Annotated in this window: 18 protein-coding genes and 1 tRNA gene; 14 read left to right on the top strand and 5 right to left on the bottom strand. The window is 65.6% G+C overall.

Features of this window, described 5'->3' with window-relative positions:
• Positions 1 to 42: 42 nt before the first annotated feature.
• Positions 43 to 834 carry an IclR family transcriptional regulator gene (locus UNPF46_RS09430; protein WP_174718722.1) on the bottom strand — a complete coding sequence of 264 codons (792 nt, stop codon included), beginning with the start codon at positions 832 to 834 and terminating at the stop codon, positions 43 to 45.
• Positions 835 to 963: 129 nt separating this feature from the next.
• On the opposite strand from UNPF46_RS09430, the gene UNPF46_RS09425 reads away from it, so the two are divergent.
• From UNPF46_RS09425 to UNPF46_RS09400, 6 genes are read left to right on the top strand one after another with little or no spacing between them, the layout of a single operon-like run.
• The gene (locus tag UNPF46_RS09425) at positions 964 to 1,929 is read left to right on the top strand and encodes a Bug family tripartite tricarboxylate transporter substrate binding protein (RefSeq protein WP_100175022.1); all 966 of its coding nucleotides are present in this window, start codon (positions 964 to 966) and stop codon (positions 1,927 to 1,929) included.
• Between the two features lie 3 nt (positions 1,930 to 1,932).
• Positions 1,933 to 2,550 (top strand): flavin reductase family protein, encoded by a 618-nt coding sequence (locus tag UNPF46_RS09420; RefSeq protein ID WP_142249823.1) that lies wholly within the window; start codon positions 1,933 to 1,935, stop codon positions 2,548 to 2,550.
• A gap of 41 nt (positions 2,551 to 2,591) precedes the next feature.
• Entirely contained in the window at positions 2,592 to 3,452 is an 861-nt protein-coding gene (locus UNPF46_RS09415) for a fumarylacetoacetate hydrolase family protein (protein ID WP_142249822.1), read from the top strand.
• Positions 3,453 to 3,455: 3 nt separating this feature from the next.
• The gene (gene hpaH, locus UNPF46_RS09410; RefSeq protein ID WP_142249821.1) at positions 3,456 to 4,259 is read left to right on the top strand and encodes a 2-oxo-hept-4-ene-1,7-dioate hydratase; all 804 of its coding nucleotides are present in this window, start codon (positions 3,456 to 3,458) and stop codon (positions 4,257 to 4,259) included.
• A 25-nt stretch (positions 4,260 to 4,284) separates the two neighbouring features.
• Positions 4,285 to 4,668, top strand: a complete 384-nt coding sequence (locus UNPF46_RS09405) for a RidA family protein (RefSeq protein ID WP_142249820.1) — start codon at positions 4,285 to 4,287, stop codon at positions 4,666 to 4,668.
• A 13-nt stretch (positions 4,669 to 4,681) separates the two neighbouring features.
• Positions 4,682 to 5,557: an amidohydrolase family protein gene (locus UNPF46_RS09400; protein ID WP_142249819.1), complete on the top strand. Its 876-nt coding sequence runs from the start codon at positions 4,682 to 4,684 to the stop codon at positions 5,555 to 5,557.
• Between the two features lie 110 nt (positions 5,558 to 5,667).
• Here UNPF46_RS09400 and UNPF46_RS09395 read toward each other — a convergent pair whose 3' ends face one another.
• Positions 5,668 to 6,663, bottom strand: a complete 996-nt coding sequence (locus UNPF46_RS09395) for an LLM class flavin-dependent oxidoreductase (protein WP_142249818.1) — start codon at positions 6,661 to 6,663, stop codon at positions 5,668 to 5,670.
• Between the two features lie 216 nt (positions 6,664 to 6,879).
• On the opposite strand from UNPF46_RS09395, the gene UNPF46_RS09390 reads away from it, so the two are divergent.
• The 3 genes from UNPF46_RS09390 to UNPF46_RS09380 are packed head-to-tail and all read left to right on the top strand — an operon-like array spanning position 6,880 to position 8,546.
• Positions 6,880 to 7,383, top strand: coding sequence for a peptidase associated/transthyretin-like domain-containing protein (locus UNPF46_RS09390; protein WP_100175029.1), 504 nt, complete (start codon positions 6,880 to 6,882; stop codon positions 7,381 to 7,383).
• 12 nt (positions 7,384 to 7,395) lie between these two features.
• The gene (locus UNPF46_RS09385; RefSeq protein ID WP_142249817.1) at positions 7,396 to 8,025 is read left to right on the top strand and encodes a ferric reductase-like transmembrane domain-containing protein; all 630 of its coding nucleotides are present in this window, start codon (positions 7,396 to 7,398) and stop codon (positions 8,023 to 8,025) included.
• Between the two features lie 44 nt (positions 8,026 to 8,069).
• A complete protein-coding gene (locus UNPF46_RS09380) occupies positions 8,070 to 8,546 on the top strand; it encodes a cyclic nucleotide-binding domain-containing protein (RefSeq protein WP_142249816.1) in 477 nt (158 codons plus the stop codon).
• 975 nt (positions 8,547 to 9,521) lie between these two features.
• Here UNPF46_RS09380 and UNPF46_RS09365 read toward each other — a convergent pair.
• Both UNPF46_RS09365 and UNPF46_RS09360 read right to left on the bottom strand, forming a co-directional pair.
• The gene (locus tag UNPF46_RS09365) at positions 9,522 to 9,872 is read right to left on the bottom strand and encodes a RidA family protein (RefSeq protein ID WP_142249815.1); all 351 of its coding nucleotides are present in this window, start codon (positions 9,870 to 9,872) and stop codon (positions 9,522 to 9,524) included.
• A gap of 62 nt (positions 9,873 to 9,934) precedes the next feature.
• Positions 9,935 to 10,009, bottom strand: a tRNA-Thr gene (locus UNPF46_RS09360).
• 317 nt (positions 10,010 to 10,326) lie between these two features.
• Here UNPF46_RS09360 and UNPF46_RS09355 point away from each other — a divergent pair.
• From UNPF46_RS09355 to UNPF46_RS09335, 5 genes are all read left to right on the top strand, one after another.
• Entirely contained in the window at positions 10,327 to 10,515 is a 189-nt protein-coding gene (locus UNPF46_RS09355; RefSeq protein ID WP_142249814.1) for a hypothetical protein, read from the top strand.
• Positions 10,516 to 10,540: 25 nt separating this feature from the next.
• Entirely contained in the window at positions 10,541 to 12,247 is a 1,707-nt protein-coding gene (locus UNPF46_RS09350) for an FAD-dependent oxidoreductase (protein WP_502705483.1), read from the top strand.
• Between the two features lie 125 nt (positions 12,248 to 12,372).
• The gene (locus tag UNPF46_RS09345) at positions 12,373 to 12,681 is read left to right on the top strand and encodes an EthD family reductase (RefSeq protein WP_100175035.1); all 309 of its coding nucleotides are present in this window, start codon (positions 12,373 to 12,375) and stop codon (positions 12,679 to 12,681) included.
• A gap of 191 nt (positions 12,682 to 12,872) precedes the next feature.
• Positions 12,873 to 13,382 (top strand): hypothetical protein, encoded by a 510-nt coding sequence (locus tag UNPF46_RS09340; RefSeq protein ID WP_100175036.1) that lies wholly within the window; start codon positions 12,873 to 12,875, stop codon positions 13,380 to 13,382.
• A gap of 129 nt (positions 13,383 to 13,511) precedes the next feature.
• Positions 13,512 to 14,336, top strand: a complete 825-nt coding sequence (locus UNPF46_RS09335) for an alpha/beta fold hydrolase (RefSeq protein WP_142249812.1) — start codon at positions 13,512 to 13,514, stop codon at positions 14,334 to 14,336.
• 6 nt (positions 14,337 to 14,342) lie between these two features.
• On the opposite strand, the gene UNPF46_RS09330 is transcribed toward UNPF46_RS09335, so the two are convergent.
• Positions 14,343 to 14,972 carry a TetR/AcrR family transcriptional regulator gene (locus UNPF46_RS09330; protein WP_142249811.1) on the bottom strand — a complete coding sequence of 210 codons (630 nt, stop codon included), beginning with the start codon at positions 14,970 to 14,972 and terminating at the stop codon, positions 14,343 to 14,345.
• Positions 14,973 to 14,978 lie beyond the last annotated feature (6 nt).

The following is a 14,978-nucleotide window of genomic DNA, read 5'->3' as shown; positions in this document are numbered from 1 at the left end:
GAAGCGGGGAGAGGCGAAGGAGCACCGTCAGCACGTCAACGCTCACCCCCCGATCGCCTGCTCGATGACCTTGGCCTCCCGCAGCAGGATGTCCGCGACCTCCTGCTCCCGCCTCGGCCCGAGCCTCGTGCGAACGGCGGAGACCGTCATCGCCGCGGCCGGTTGTCCGTCCGGCGTCTTGATCCAGGTCGAGATCGATTTCGTGCCCTGGATCAGGCCGATCTCCCTCATGCCGTATCCGAGCCGCCGCGCGGCGGTGATCTCGCCAAGGACCGTCGCCATGTCGGTCTTGTACGTCTCGAACCTCTTCTCGTTGGCTGCGACGATCTTTCGCGCATCCTGCGCCGGCATCGCCGCAAGGATCGCAACACCGGCACTCGAGACGCCGAGCGGCCGGCGCGCGCCGACCTCGATCGACAGCACCTGGATCGGATAGATGCCGATCCGGCGATCGACGCACAGCGTGTCGTTGCCGGTGCGCACGGTGAGGAACAGCGTGTCGCCGATCTCGGCGGAGGCGCGTTGCAGCGACGGATTGGCAGCGATCAAGAGCCGCGACGGGCGGGGACGCGCCAGCGCCAGCTCGGGCACCTGGTTGCCGATCGCGTAGTGGCCGCTGCGCTCGTTCCGCTCGACGATGCCTTCCTCGATCAGCACGTGCACGATGCGATGCACGGTGGGGCGGGTGAGGCCGGTGGCCTGCACGACCTCGGCCAATGGCACACCGGCCTCGCCGCCTGCGGCAAGAATGCGCAGCACGGCGAGTGCGCGCCGGATCGCCTGCGCGCCCTGCCGCGGTGATGTCGCGTGACGGGCGAATTTGGTCTTGTCCATAATATGGACAAGAACGCCACAATTCACTCGACAGGTAAAGCGCGCATCTGGAGATTGCGGGCCGATCGAGTTGCCTTGCGCCACGTCGGGCATTCGACATGAAATTGGAAGCGCTGCCGGGAGGTTAACATGAGATTAATCTGGATTGCCATAGCCGCTGCAGCCGCGATGCTGGCGGGGCCTGCCTCTGGCCAGCAATGGCCGGCGCGGAACGTGAAGCTGATCGTGCCTTATCCGGCCGGCGGCAACGTCGACAGCGCCGCGCGCATCGTCGCCGACAAGCTGCAGGAAAAGCTCGGCCAGCCCTTCATCATCGAGAACAAGGCCGGCGCCGGCGGCATGATCGCGGGCGAGGCGTTCGCGAAGTCGGCGCCCGACGGCTACACCCTGTTCGTCGGCGCCAACGGCCCGGTGCTGTTCGCGACCGAGATCAACAAGCGTGATGCCTATAATTGGAAGAAGGACTTCATGCCGATCTCGACGATCTCGATGACACCGCTGGTGCTCGAGGTGCATCCGTCGGTGCAGGCCAACACTTTCAAGGAATTCATCGATCTCGCCAAGCGCGAGCCCGGCAAGCTGACCATGGCCTCGCCCGGCCCCGGCACCACCAACCATCTGCTCAGCGAGCTGATGCAGGAGAACCTCGGCCTGCAATGGGTCACCGCGCATTATCGCGGCAATGCGCCTGCCATCAACGACCTGCTCGGCGGCCAGGTGCAGTTCGCGTTCGACCAGCTCACGGTCAGCCTCCAGCACATCAAGGCCGGCCTGTTCCGCGCGCTCGCCGTCACCAGCCCGCACCGCCTGAAATCGCTGCCCGACGTGCCGACCTTCGCCGAGCTCGGCTACAAGGACTTTGACGGCCAGACCTTTACCGGCTTGTTTGCGCCCGCGGGCACGCCGGCGCCCGTCATCGACAAGCTGCACGAGGCGCTGTCTGCGATCCTGAAGGACCCCGCCGTGGTCGACAAGTTCGAGAAGCTCGGCGGCGAAGCCACGCCGATGACGCCGGACGAGTTCAAGGCCTATCTCGAGCGCGAGGACGCCAAGTGGATTCCGGTGGTGCGCAAGGCCAACATCAGGGCTGAATGATCGATGCGGATTGATCCGACTGAGCTCGGCGCGGAGCGCATCTATCGCCTGATGACCGGCATCGTGGTGCCGCGCCCGATCGCGTGGGTCACGAGCCTGTCAGCCACGGGCGTGCTCAACCTCGCGCCTTTCAGCGCCTTCACCTTCGTCTCGCAGAAGCCGCCGATGCTCGCCATCAGCGTCGGCCGCAAGGGTGCTGACTACAAGGACACCGCGCACAACATCCTCGACACCGGGGAATACGTCATCCACATCGCCGATACGCCGCTGATGAACGCGGTGCACGACTCATCGATCGAGCATCCGTCTGACGTGAGCGAGGTCGAAAAGCTGGGTCTCGAGACGATCGCAAGCGAGCGCATCAAGGTGCCGCGGCTGGCCGCCGCGCCGGTCGCGATGGAATGCCGCTTCCGCCAGTGCCTGGAGTTCGGCGACGCCAAGAGCCGGCTCATCGTCGGCGAGGTCGTGATGTTCCATCTGCGCGAGGGCCTCGTGAACGACGGCAAGGTCGAGACCAAAGCGCTCGACCCGATCGCGCGCATCGGCGGCCCGCGCTACGCCCGGCTCGGCGAGATCGTGACGCTGAACACGGTCTTCCAGACTCCCAAATCGAAAGACTGAGCGCGCCCGCCGCGCTGCCCGAACACCATTGGAGAACGACCATGCGCCTCGTAAGCTATCTCTTGGATGGAGAGCCGCGCTACGGCGCGGCCGTCGCTGATGGCGTCATCGATCTGACCAGGCGGATCGGCCGGGACTTCTCCGACGTAAAGGCGCTGATCGCCGCCAACGCGCTCGCGGACGCGCAGGAGGCCGTCGCCGGACAAAAGCCCGATTACGCGCTGGACAAGCTCGTCCTGCTGCCGCCGGTGCTGGCGCCGGAAAAGCTCTGGTGCATCGGCGTCAACTACGCCGAGCGCAACGCCGAATATAAAGACAATTCCGACCTGCCCAAATATCCCAGCCTGTTCGTGCGCAGCATGTCGTCGATGACAGGCTCCGGTCAGCCGCTCGAGAAGCCCAAGGTCTCCGAGCAGCTCGACTACGAGGGCGAGCTCGTCATCGTGATCGGGCAGGGCGGACGTCACATCCCGCGCGAGAAGGCGTGGTCGCACATCTTCGGCATGACCTTGTGCAACGAGGGCACCATCCGCGACTGGCTGCGCCACGGCAAGTTCAACGTCACGCAGGGCAAGAACTTCGATCGCTCCGGCAGCATCGGTCCGTGGATCGTCACGTCGGACGAGCTCGACCCGCGCGGGCCGCATGACATCGTCACCCGCGTCAACGGCGAGGTGCGGCAGCAGGACACCACCGAACGGCTCATGTTCCCGTTCGATTTCATCATCTCCTATCTCTCGACCTTCGCCACGCTCAAGCCCGGCGACATGATCGTGACGGGCACGCCGACCGGGGCGGGCGCGCGCTTTAATCCGCCGCGCTGGCTGAAGGTCGGCGACGTCGTCGAGGTCGAGTCGAGCCGCATCGGCGTGCTCCGCAACACCGTCGTCGCGGAGCAATAGACGATGCTGGACAATGCGACGATCGAACGCCTTGCCGCGCGCCTTGATGAGGCCGAGCGCACCAAGACGCTGATCCCGATGTTCACCAAGGAATATCCCGATTTCAGCATCGAGGACGCCTATGCCGTCCAGCGCGCCTGGACCAAGCTGCAGCTCGGCCGCGGCCGTGTCATCAAGGGCCACAAGATCGGCCTGACCTCGAAGGCGATGCAGAACGCGGTCGGCATCAACGAGCCCGATTACGGCGTGCTGTTCGCCGACATGTTCTATGCCGACGCCACGCCTGTTCCGTTCGATCGCTTCCACGCGCCGCGCATCGAGGTCGAGCTCGCATTCGTGCTGAAGGCGCCGCTGCGTGGACCCGACTGCACCATCTTCGACGTGCTCAACGCCACCGATTACGTCACGCCCGCGCTGGAAATCCTGGAGACGCGCATGCATCGCGTCGATCCCGAGACCGGCAAGACGCGCAAGGTCATGGACACCATCTCGGACAACGCGGCCAACGCCGCGCTGGTGCTTGGCGGCCGGCCGATCCGCCCCATGGATGCGGATCTGCGCTGGATCGGCGCGCTGCTGTTCCGCAATGGCGAGGTCGAGGAGACCGGGCTTGCGGCCGGCGTGCTCAACCACCCCGCCAACGGCATCGCCTGGCTGGCCAACCGCCTCGCGCCACATGACGAGCATCTCAAGGCCGGCGAGGTCGTGCTGGCGGGCTCGTTCACGCGGCCCGTCGACATCCGCCGCGGCGACACCTTCCACGCCGATTACGGCGCGTTCGGCTCGGTGTCGTGCCAGTTCGTCTGAACCAGGTATCGAGAGGGAGCGCACCATGACACGGCGCAAGAGCATCCATATCGGCGGCTTCAAGCACGCCAACCCGATTCCGAACGCCTGCCGCATCGGCAGCCTCGTGATGTCCGGCGTCATCCTCGGCCGCGATGCCGCCGGCGCGATGCCGGAGAGCCTGGATGCCCAATGCGCCAACATGTTCGCGCATATGAAGGCGACGGTGGAGGCCGCCGGCGGCTCGACCTCCGACATCATCAAGATGACGGTGTGGCTGAAGGACCGCGGCAACCGCGGGCCCATCAATGTCGAGTGGCTCAAGATGTTTCCGGACGAGCATTCGCGCCCGGCGCGTCACGCGCTGCCGATGGACAATATGGACGGCGGCGCGCTGGTGCAGTGCGACTTCACCGCCGTGATCGACTGAAGGAGTTTTGCACATGCCGACCTATCTGCCGTTCGATCCCAATCCGCGCCGCCCGAGCAAGGCGCCGCCGCCGAAGACCGTCGACAGCCAGTTCCACGTGCTGGGTCCGATCGAGAAATATCCTGAGCGTCCCGGCGCCGCCTACCGGATGCCGACCGCGACCTGGGAAGCGGCGCTGCGCATGCACAGGGCGCTCGGCATCGAGCGCGGCATCATCGTGCAGACCACGACCTACGGCGCCGATCATGCCGTCGTGCTCGACGGCCTCGCCGCGATGGGCCCGAACTATCGCGGCTGCGCCAACGCGCTGGTGTTCGCGGAGGCGAACGACGCCTATCTCGCCAAGCTGCACGACGCCGGCGTGCGCGGCGCGCGCTTCAGCTTCCGCCAGGAGCTGGGCGCGGTGCTGTCGGACGCCGATTTCGCCCGCGCCATCGCCCGCATCCGCGAGCTCGGCTGGTACGCAAAAATCCAGCCGGAGAAGGACGGCATCATGTCGAGCGTCGCCAAATACGAGAGTCTCGATGTGCCCGTGCTGATCGACCACATGGCGCGCCCGGACCCCGAGGCAGGCAGGAACGATCCGAATTTGCGCAAGATGCTGGAGCTGCTGGCTAAGGGCAATTTCTGGGTCATGCTGTCGCTCGGCGAAAAAACCTCGAAGACCGGAGCTCCTTACGACGACGTGATCCCGATCGCGCGCGCCTATATCGAGGCCGCCATCGACCGCTGCGTCTGGGCCAGCGACTGGCCGCATCCGGTCTCGGTGAAGCAGCCGCCGAACGACGCCGATCTGCTCGAGCTGATGTACCGCTACGCCGCCGACCAGACGGAGCTGGAGAAGATCCTGGTGCACAATCCGGCCAAGCTTTTCGGCTTTCCGGATTAGGAAGGGCGAACTGAACGAAGGTCGACTTCGGCGACAAGTGGCGCTCTGGCCGTTCCCTCCCCCACAAGGGGGGAGGGAACACACCTAGCACTGAGGCGAGACCGAGAGCGTCACGCCGTCAGCCTCTCCCTTACCCCCGCCGCGATCTCGAACGAGCGCAGCCGCGCCGCGTGGTCGTAGATCTGGCCCGTGGTCATCAACTCGTCCGCGCCGGTCTCTGCGATCAACGCCCTCAGCTTCGCCTCGACCACACCCGGCGAGCCGACCGCAGAGCACGACAGCGACTGCCCCACCATGGCCTTCTCGGCCGGCGACCACAGCGCGTCCATGTCGTCGACCGGCGGCGGCAGCGGGCCCGGCGTGCCGCGGCGCAGATTGATGAACGCCTGCTGCAGCGAGGAGAATATCCGCTGTGCCTCGGCGTCGCTGTCGGCCGCGAACACGTTGACGCCGACCATCGCATAGGGCTTGTCGAGCTGCGCCGACGGCTCGAAGCGCGCGCGATATTCGCGCAGCGCCGGCATCATCATCTGCGGCGCGAAATGCGAGGCGAACGCGAACGGCAGCCCGAGCATGGCGGCAAGCTGCGCGCCAAAGGTGCTCGATCCCAATATCCACAGCGGCACCTTCGTTCCCATGCCGGGCACGGCGCGGATCGTCTGGTTCGGCTGCACGTCGCCGAGCAAAGCCTGCAACTCCAGCACATCCTGCGGGAAATTCTCGGAACTGGTGGCGAGGTCGCGCCGCAGCGCCCGTGCCGTAAACTGGTCGGTGCCCGGCGCCCGCCCGAGCCCGAGGTCGATCCGTCCGGGATAGAGCGAGGCCAGTGTGCCGAACTGCTCGGCGATGACCAGCGGCGAATGGTTCGGCAGCATGATCCCGCCGGAGCCGACGCGGATCGTTGTCGTCCCGCCCGCGATGTGCCCGATCACCACCGACGTCGCGGCGCTGGCGATGCCCGTCATGTTGTGATGCTCGGCCAGCCAGAATCGCTTGTAGCCCCAGCCTTCCGCATGCCGGGCGAGATCGAGCGAGTTGCGGAACGCCTGCGCGGCGTCGCCGCCCTGGCAGATCGGCGCGAGGTCCAGCACGGAGAAGGGGATCATGGGGAGGCACCTGAAGGGGAGGGGCCGCGCGAGAATGCGCGTCTGCGGCATCACATGTAGTGTCGGGAGGACACTGTTGTCCTACAGTTTGGGCGGCGACGCCATCGTTCACAACACTGTTATTGCGACCCTAGGCGCCTGTCGTCGCAACTGTGCGTTTCACGCCTGTTGTTGTAGCTTGCGAAAGCAACTGCCCCGTCGCCGGGAGGAACCGACATGACTACCGTCCTGCTCAACCGCCGGGGTCTCCTCGCTGCCGGCGGGTCCGTCCTCGCAACCGGAATTTTGGCGACCGGCATTCCCGGGCTCCTGCTGCCGGCCCGCGCCGACGGGCTCGCGCCCACCGAGTCGATGTCGGGCGGGGCGAACAACTACCGCAAGGGCGCGGCGATCGTGGAGCGGATCGGCAAGGGCGGCTTCTGGATGAGCGGCACCGTGCGCCGCGCCGGCGATGGGGCGCCGCTCGCAGGCCAGCGCATCCAGATCTGGGCGCACACGGTCGAAGGCCAGGAGCACGAGCCGCAGAGCCATGGCGCCACGCTCACCGACAAGGACGGCAAGTTCCGGCTCGAGATGCCGCAGATCATCCCGATCTTCGGCCAGCCCCACGGCCACCTCGCCTATGACAGCGGCGAGTTCAAGACAGTGTTCCTGCGGCCGGTGATGCGCAGCGCCAAGGAAACCAGCTTAGAGGCGCACTTCGTGCTGCAGCCGGCCTGACCGGGCCGGCGCATGACGGGGAGGAGATCGGCACGGGTGATCCTGATCTGGGTCGCGCTTGCCGTGGCCATCGGCGTGCCGATCGCGTTCGCGGCAACCAGCGAGCAGCTCGCCTGGCGCGGTCCGGTCTACATCCTCGCCGGCTTCGCCGGCATCGTCGCGCTCGGTCTCGTGCTCGTGCAGCCCTTGCTGATCGGCGGCTATCTGGCACCCCTGTCGGCCTATCGCGGCCGGCGCGCCCATCACTGGATCGGCGGCGCGCTGGTGCTGGCCGTGGTGTTTCACGTCGCCGGCCTCTGGATCACCAGCCCGCCCGATATGATCGACGCGCTGACCTACACCTCGCCGACGCCGTTCTCGCCCTTCGGCGTGACCGCGATGTGGGCGATCTTCGTTGTCGCGCTGCTGGCGTCCCTGCGCCGCCGGCTGGAGTTGCGCCCGCGAACCTGGCGCTTCATTCACATGCCGCTCGCCATCGTCATCGTCCTCGGCAGCGTGGTCCATTGCCTCCTGATCGAGGGAACGATGGAGACGGTCTCCAAGGCCGTGCTGTGCGCCGCGGTTCTCGCGGCGACCATCAAGGTCATGATCGACCTGCAGGTCTGGCGAAAGCGACGAACGCTGCGCGGGGAAAGCCCGTAGCCGCTCTGCTTGCCGCATTCGGCGACGCGGCGTAACTTCACGCAATGGTTGTCACCGCCCCCGATCTGAAAGCGTTCCTGCTCGCGACGCCGTTCTTTGGCGGGCTTTCGGACGGAAGCCTCGACCTCCTGATGTCGATGCTGGCCGAGCGCCGCTTCGAGGCAGGCGCGACCGTCGTGGAGGAGGACGAGCCGGGACGTTCGATGTTCATCGTCAAGTCCGGCCGGCTCGCGGTGAGCAAACGGACGAGCGCAGGCAGCGTCATCCCGATCTCCGTTCTGCAGCCCGGCGACTTCTTCGGCGAGATGACGCTGATCGAGATGCAGAACCGCTCCGCCACGGTGGTCGCGGAGGCGCCGACGGTGCTGTACGAGCTGACCGCCAAGAATCTCTACGCCTGCTACAAGGCCGACATCCACGCCTATGTGATCGTCCTGCAGAACATCAACCGCGAGCTGTGCCGGCGGCTGCGCCGGGCGGACGATCGGTTCGCGCGACGCGCGGCGGTTAACGACAATTGATGATGCGTAGTGCGGAGGATGGGTAGAGCGGAGCGAAACCCATCATGCTTCGGCACCAGATAAACCCGCGATGGGCTTTGCTCCGCTCTACCCATCCTACGAATTTGGCCCGGCTACAGCAGCGCCATCGAGTGCAGCGAGTTTCGATGAAGGCCGAAGGCAACGATGCCGGAGAGAAGCAGCGCAGTCCCAGTCACGATCAAGAAAAGCGCAAACACGATCGAAGCCCCTGGTTCGTCATCAATGACGAGCACGATAATGGATAAAATTTTACCGACAATCGAAAGGAAGCATTAACCTTACCCGCGTGGGCCCGTCGGGCAAAACACCGCAAATCCCGTCAACCCCTTCTCGGAAAAATATTCCACTTTACCGAAATTCGGATTCGCGGCATATTCCCGTCATCCCGGCCCGAGGAGAGGGGCGATCGTACGTCGCAACGAACGTGGGCTGGGTGGCGGTGGGACGCGGCTGCGTCGGGCACGGCAAGGCGGGACCAGGGCGGGTGAACCCCGTGAGGTCCTTCTCCGTGTGACGAACGGCGCCGTCGCGTACGGCTAAACCATGTGGTCCTGGCTGTCGTTGCTACAGCCAAGCCTTCGCGAAGATGCAGCGGCCAACCGGATGCGGTGCATCGCCTTTCGCGGACGTGACGGAGGCCAGAAGGAATTCGGCTCCGGGGAGAGCAGGCATAGGCCGTCAAACCATCGCGCAGGGAAGGCCGGGTGTTTTCCGGCCCACCTGTTGTCCGCCTGCGCATTTGCGTGTGCCAGTTTTTCGCGCAGCGGGTCATGGGTGCCAGCCGGCACCCGGTCTTCCCTGCGCCCTCTTCACAAGAGAGGGCGAAAGAGAAGAGCAAAACTCGGGCGATTCATGCCGCGAGAACGCCGCTTCATGTTTGGATCACCGAATGATCGCGCGCTCTTGCGCGAACACAAATCGACCGCGCGCTCCCGCTCCGCCGGTGTCGCCTGCTCAGCGACGGGCGGCGATTGCCGTCAGCTCCAGCTTGACGCCCGGGCCGAGATCCGCAACGCCAACGGCCGCACGCGCCGGCAGATGGTTCGCGGTGAAATAGCGCTTCCACACCTCGTTGAACGCGGCCTTGTCGGCGAGCTCGGCCATGAAGATCGTCACCTGCAGAACGCAGGAGAGATCGGAGCCGGCGCCATCGAGCAGCGTCTTCAGCTGGCGCAGCACATCGTCGGCCTGGCCCGCCATGTCGAGCGCCGCATCCTCAGGAACGATGCCGCCGAGATAAAGCACGCCGTTATGCTCGACGATCTCGTGGAGCAGTCCTTCGTAGGGCAGGGAACGTGTGATCACGATGGCATCCGTGGATATTGCGGGCTCGCGGGCCGGCAGAAAGCTTGCAGTGAGGGGAAGAATGGTGCTGCCAGACAGGATTGAACTGTCGACCTCTCCATTACCAATGGAGTGCTCTACCACTGAGCTACGGCAGCATGTGCTGGTGAAGAATCGGGCGCCCGAGGGGCCCTGCCAAGCGGGCCGATATCTGCCACAAGCCCCCCTCCTGCGCAAGCTTGCTCGGCCGGTCAAAACGAGAAAATCGGGCCGATATCGAGGCCAAAATGCTCGTTTTGGCTCGAAACGGCCGACTTCCCGCCGATTCGAGGCCTCCGCGTCCCCGCCAACTGGCCAGGTGGCCAAGGGTGCGGATTCGGTCCATTTCGAGTTTCGCACGATCGGATCGCGAGAGGCCTCTTGAGCTGCCGCATTCTCCGGGCATGTTATCGCCGATGGCAGTATCGGACCCGCAATGACTGACGAGAACGACAAGAGCGCAACCCAGGCGAAGACGTCCCGTGACGAGCGGTTGAAATCTGCGCTGCGCGAAAACCTGAAGCGGCGGAAGCTGCAGGCGCGCGAACGCGCCGCCAGCGGCGAGCCCTCGCCAAACGCCGAGGGTTCCCTAGATGAGGGGGCCGCCGGCAAAGCCGGCACTTAGCAAATTGGAATGAGCGAGAATGACGATGGGGCAGGACGGACAGCAACCAAGCGGTGATGACGCGATGATGTCGCGGTTCACGCGCCCCGAACAGACCTTTCCAGTGCTGACGCCGGCCGAGATCGAGCGGATCAGGCACTTTGGCGAGGTCCGCCTCTATCAGGACGGCGAGTTCCTGTTCGAAACCGGCAAGCCGGGGCCGGGCATGTTCGTCGTGCTGAAGGGCCATGTCGCCATCACCCAGCGCGACGGGCTCGGTCACGTCACGCCGGTGATCGACCAGGGGCCGGGGCAGTTCCTGGCAGAGCTCAGCCAGCTCTCGGGCCAGCCGGCGCTGGTCGACGGCCGCGCCGAGGGCGATGTCGAGACGCTGCTGCTGCCGCCGGACCGGCTGCGCGCGCTGCTGGTCGCCGAGGCCGAGCTCGGCGAACGCATCATGCGCGCGCTGATCCTGCGCCGGGTCAATCTGATCCAGGGCGGCATCGGCGGCCCCGTGCTGATCGGCCCGTCGAACTCCGCCGGCGTGGTGCGGCTGCAGGGCTTCCTCACCCGCAACGGCCAGCCGCATCATCTGCTCGATCCCGCGCGCGATCGCGACGCCGCCGAGGTCATCGCGCGCTATTCGCCCAAGCCCGAAGACTGGCCGCTGGTCGTCGCCGCCAACGGCACCGTACTGCGCAATCCCAGCGAGACCGAGCTTGCCCGCGCCATCGGCATGATCGGCGGCGCCACGGATGGCCGCATCTACGACGTCGCCGTCGTCGGCTGCGGACCGGCCGGGCTCGCCACCGCCGTGTATGCGGCCTCCGAAGGATTGTCCGTGGCCGTGCTCGACATCCGCGCCTTCGGCGGCCAGGCCGGCGCCAGCGCGCGCATCGAGAATTATCTGGGTTTTCCGACCGGCATTTCCGGCCAGGCCCTGACCGCGCGTGCCTTCACCCAGGCGCAGAAATTCGGCGCCGACATCATGATCCCCGTCACCGTGAAGTCGCTCGACTGCACCCGCAGGGACGGCGCGTTCTCGGTGGCGCTCGACGGCAGCGATGCCTTGCGCTCGCGTTCGGTCGTGGTCGCGAGCGGCGCGCGCTATCGCCGGCCTGACATTGCAAACCTCGACAAATTCGAGGGGCGCGGCGTGTGGTATTGGGCCTCGCCCGTCGAGGCGAAGCTCTGCGCCGGCGAAGAGGTCGCGCTGGTCGGTGCCGGCAATTCGGCAGGTCAGGCGGCCGTGTTCCTGTCGGGTCACGCCAGGAAAGTGCTGATGATCATCCGCGGCGGCGGCCTGGGCGCCAGCATGTCGCGCTATCTCATCGAGCGCATCGAAGCGACGCCGAACATCGAATTGATGTTCAACACCGAGATCACCGCGCTCGAGGGCGACGAGGCCGCGCTGCTGCGGCGCATCCGCTGGAAGAGCCGGCTGTCCGACGACGAGGATTCTGCCGAGATCCGCAATCTGTTCCTGTTCGTCGGCGCCGATCCCGCCACCGCCTGGCTCGACGGCTGCGGCGTGACGCTCGATCGCGGCGGCTTCGTCGTCACGGGCGCGCAGTCCGAGCAGAACCAGGGCCGCCTCGTGGCGCCGCTGGAGACCTCGGTGCCCGGCGTCTATGCCGTCGGCGACGTCCGCTCCGGCTCGGTCAAGCGCGTCGGCGGCGCCATCGGCGAAGGCGCCCAGGTCGTGGCCTCCCTGCACGGCTATCTCGGCGACGCCGCAAAACCGGCGCTTTAGTCGAGCAGAAGACAAGCAGTTGGCAAGACGAATGGGACTTGCCATCTTGCCGCGCCCCACAGACTATCGCCTCGTCGCGAGGCCAATCGCGCGCGGAAGAACAAAGATTCCCAAGGGAGGACTAAATGGCCGAACTCGTCGTGCTCTACAAAACGCCCAAGGATGCTGCCGCCTTCGACAAGCATTATGCCGAGACCCACATTCCGCTCGCCAAGAAACTTCCCGGCTTGAAGAAGTACGCTGTCAGCACGGGCGCGGTCGGGTCCCCCGCCGGGCCGTCAGGGATTCATCTCGTCGCCATCCTCACCTTCGACAGCGTGGGCGACATCCAGAAGGCCTTCGGCAGCGAAGCGGGCAAGGCGGCCGCAGGCGACGTGCCGAAATTTGCGAGCGGCGGTGCCGATCTCCTGATCTTCGACACCAAGGAAGTGTGAGACTTCGATTCGACTTTCGTCGAGAACTGCCGCCGTTTGTGACAGCGGTGCAAAAAATTCAGCCATGCGTTTGTCGATTCGCACGATGACGCATGGCTGCGCACATGCATGTGACGACAACGCAGATGGTAATCGCATGAGGACCGTAATACGACTCTGCCGAATCTCAACGGAGAGTTAGGAGAGATGCCATGGTCCTTGGCTTGAGCCTGCCCGCCTTCACGATGGTCCATGTCGTCATCAGCCTGATCGCCATCGCCGCCGGCCTCGTCGTGATGTTCGGCCTGCTCGGCTCGAAGTCGATGCCGGGCCTCACCGCGATCTTCCTGTCGTTCACGATCCTGACCAGCGCCACCGGCTTCCTGTTTCCGTTCAAGGAGCTGTTGCCCTCGCACATCATCGGCATCATCTCGCTGGTGCTGCTCGCGATCGCCTGCCTCGCGCTGTACGGCATGAAGCTCGCGGGCGTCTGGCGTCCGGTCTACATCGTGACGGCGATGATCTCGCTCTATTTCAACGTCTTCGTGCTGGTGATCCAGTCGTTCCTCAAGGTGCCGGCTTTGGCCGCGCTCGCGCCGGCGGTGGCGCCGGCGCCGCCGTCGGGCCCGGTGTTCGCCGCGGTGCAGGGCATCGTGCTGGTGTTCTTCGTCGTGCTCACCGTCGGCGCCTGGCGCCGCTTCAAGCCGATGGCGTTTGCCTGATCACACGATTCTCAACATCCCGGTCGATGCGAGGCGTCGCATTCGAGATCTCGCGCAACTATCTGCGCAACGTCGGTGCGTGTTTGTTCACGCGCAACACAAACCCAGTTTCACTGAAAGAGAACGATCATGCCCATCATCACCACCAAGGACGGCGTCGAGATTTTCTACAAGGACTGGGGCAGTGGTCAGCCGATCGTGTTCAGCCACGGCTGGCCATTGTCGGCCGACGACTGGGACGCGCAGATGATATTCTTCGCCAACAACGGCTACCGCGTCATCGCCCATGACCGCCGCGGCCATGGCCGCTCGTCGCAGGTTTCCGACGGCCACGATATGGATCATTACGCCGACGATCTCGCGGCCGTCGCGTCGCATCTCGACCTCAAGAACGCCATTCATGTCGGCCATTCCACCGGCGGCGGCGAGGTCGTGCACTACATCGCGCGCCACGGCGAGAGCCGGGTCGCGAAAGCGGCGATCCTCTCCGCGGTGCCGCCGCTGATGGTGCAGACGGCGGCCAATCCCGGCGGCCTGCCGAAGAGCGTATTCGACGATCTGCAGAAACAGCTCGCCGCCAGCCGCACGCAATTCTACCGCGATCTCCCTGCCGGCCCGTTCTACGGCTACAACCGCCCCGGCGCAAAGCCGTCGGAAGCGGTGATCCAGAACTGGTGGCGCCAGGGCATGATGGGCGGCGCGAAGGCGCATTACGACGGCATCGTCGCGTTCTCGCAGACCGACTTCACCGAGGATCTGAAGAAGATCACCGTGCCCGTGCTGGTGATGCACGGCGACGACGACCAGATCGTGCCCTACGCCGATTCCGCGCCGCTGTCGGCCAAGCTGCTCAAGAAGGGCATCCTGAAGACCTACAAGGGCTTCCCCCACGGCATGCCGACCACGCACGCCGAAACCATCAACGCGGACCTGTTGGCGTTCTTCAGGGAGTGAGGCACCTCACGTCAAGATCGCCCGGATCGCATCGAAGGTGCGCTTGACGAAGGCCTCCGGCTTCTCGCGCGCTCCGTCGCCGATCCAGCTGTCGCCGCCGACGCGCATCGCGCCGGTGGCGATCATGGCGACGAGCCGCGCCTTCTGCCGGTCGGACCTGGTTCGGCCGCGCTGGGCAAGGCCCTCGGCCAGCGCGCGCTCGATCGTCTCGTATTTGAGCTGGTCGCGCGCCTGCAGCGCGGGATTGTCGCGCTTGAGCCGCGACATCGCGGCGGCTTCCGCGGGATCGAGCCGCTTGACCACTGCCGCGATCGCATTCTCCGCGGCCGTCAGCATGGATTCGTCCGCTGGCCGCGCCACGATTTCCTCGACCAGCGCGTCGGCGGCGTTCTCCTGCCAGGCGGTGACCACGTCCTCCTTGGACGCGAAATAATGGAAGAAGCTGCGGCGCGACACCTCCGCCGCCGCCGCGATGTCGTCGATGGTCGTGGCTTCGAAGCCGCGCTCCAGGAACAGCGTCATCGCCGCCCTTGTCAGCCGCGCGCGGGTCTCCTGCTGCTTGCGCTGGCGCAGGCCGGTCGTATCAGGGGCTTTTCCCTTCGCGGGCAATTTCCGGGCAACCTTCGACGCCTTCAAATCATG

The sequence above is a fragment of the Bradyrhizobium sp. UNPF46 genome (assembly GCF_006658625.1).
GTDB lineage: Bacteria > Pseudomonadota > Alphaproteobacteria > Rhizobiales > Xanthobacteraceae > Bradyrhizobium > Bradyrhizobium nitroreducens.
This window is presented reverse-complemented; position numbering and strand designations above follow the sequence as displayed.

Coding starts and splice junctions, on each gene's coding strand:
- UNPF46_RS09430 (WP_174718722.1), bottom strand. CDS start 834: ATGGACAAGACCAAATTCGCCCGTCACGCGACATCACCGCGGCAGGGC.
- UNPF46_RS09380 (WP_142249816.1), top strand. CDS start 8,070: ATGGTTGTCACCGCCCCCGATCTGAAAGCGTTCCTGCTCGCGACGCCG.
- UNPF46_RS09400 (WP_142249819.1), top strand. CDS start 4,682: ATGCCGACCTATCTGCCGTTCGATCCCAATCCGCGCCGCCCGAGCAAG.
- UNPF46_RS09385 (WP_142249817.1), top strand. CDS start 7,396: ATGACGGGGAGGAGATCGGCACGGGTGATCCTGATCTGGGTCGCGCTT.
- UNPF46_RS09405 (WP_142249820.1), top strand. CDS start 4,285: ATGACACGGCGCAAGAGCATCCATATCGGCGGCTTCAAGCACGCCAAC.
- UNPF46_RS09425 (WP_100175022.1), top strand. CDS start 964: ATGAGATTAATCTGGATTGCCATAGCCGCTGCAGCCGCGATGCTGGCG.
- UNPF46_RS09335 (WP_142249812.1), top strand. CDS start 13,512: ATGCCCATCATCACCACCAAGGACGGCGTCGAGATTTTCTACAAGGAC.
- UNPF46_RS09420 (WP_142249823.1), top strand. CDS start 1,933: ATGCGGATTGATCCGACTGAGCTCGGCGCGGAGCGCATCTATCGCCTG.
- UNPF46_RS09340 (WP_100175036.1), top strand. CDS start 12,873: ATGGTCCTTGGCTTGAGCCTGCCCGCCTTCACGATGGTCCATGTCGTC.
- UNPF46_RS09390 (WP_100175029.1), top strand. CDS start 6,880: ATGACTACCGTCCTGCTCAACCGCCGGGGTCTCCTCGCTGCCGGCGGG.
- UNPF46_RS09345 (WP_100175035.1), top strand. CDS start 12,373: ATGGCCGAACTCGTCGTGCTCTACAAAACGCCCAAGGATGCTGCCGCC.
- UNPF46_RS09395 (WP_142249818.1), bottom strand. CDS start 6,663: ATGATCCCCTTCTCCGTGCTGGACCTCGCGCCGATCTGCCAGGGCGGC.
- UNPF46_RS09350 (WP_502705483.1), top strand. CDS start 10,541: ATGGGGCAGGACGGACAGCAACCAAGCGGTGATGACGCGATGATGTCG.
- UNPF46_RS09355 (WP_142249814.1), top strand. CDS start 10,327: ATGACTGACGAGAACGACAAGAGCGCAACCCAGGCGAAGACGTCCCGT.
- UNPF46_RS09415 (WP_142249822.1), top strand. CDS start 2,592: ATGCGCCTCGTAAGCTATCTCTTGGATGGAGAGCCGCGCTACGGCGCG.
- hpaH (WP_142249821.1), top strand. CDS start 3,456: ATGCTGGACAATGCGACGATCGAACGCCTTGCCGCGCGCCTTGATGAG.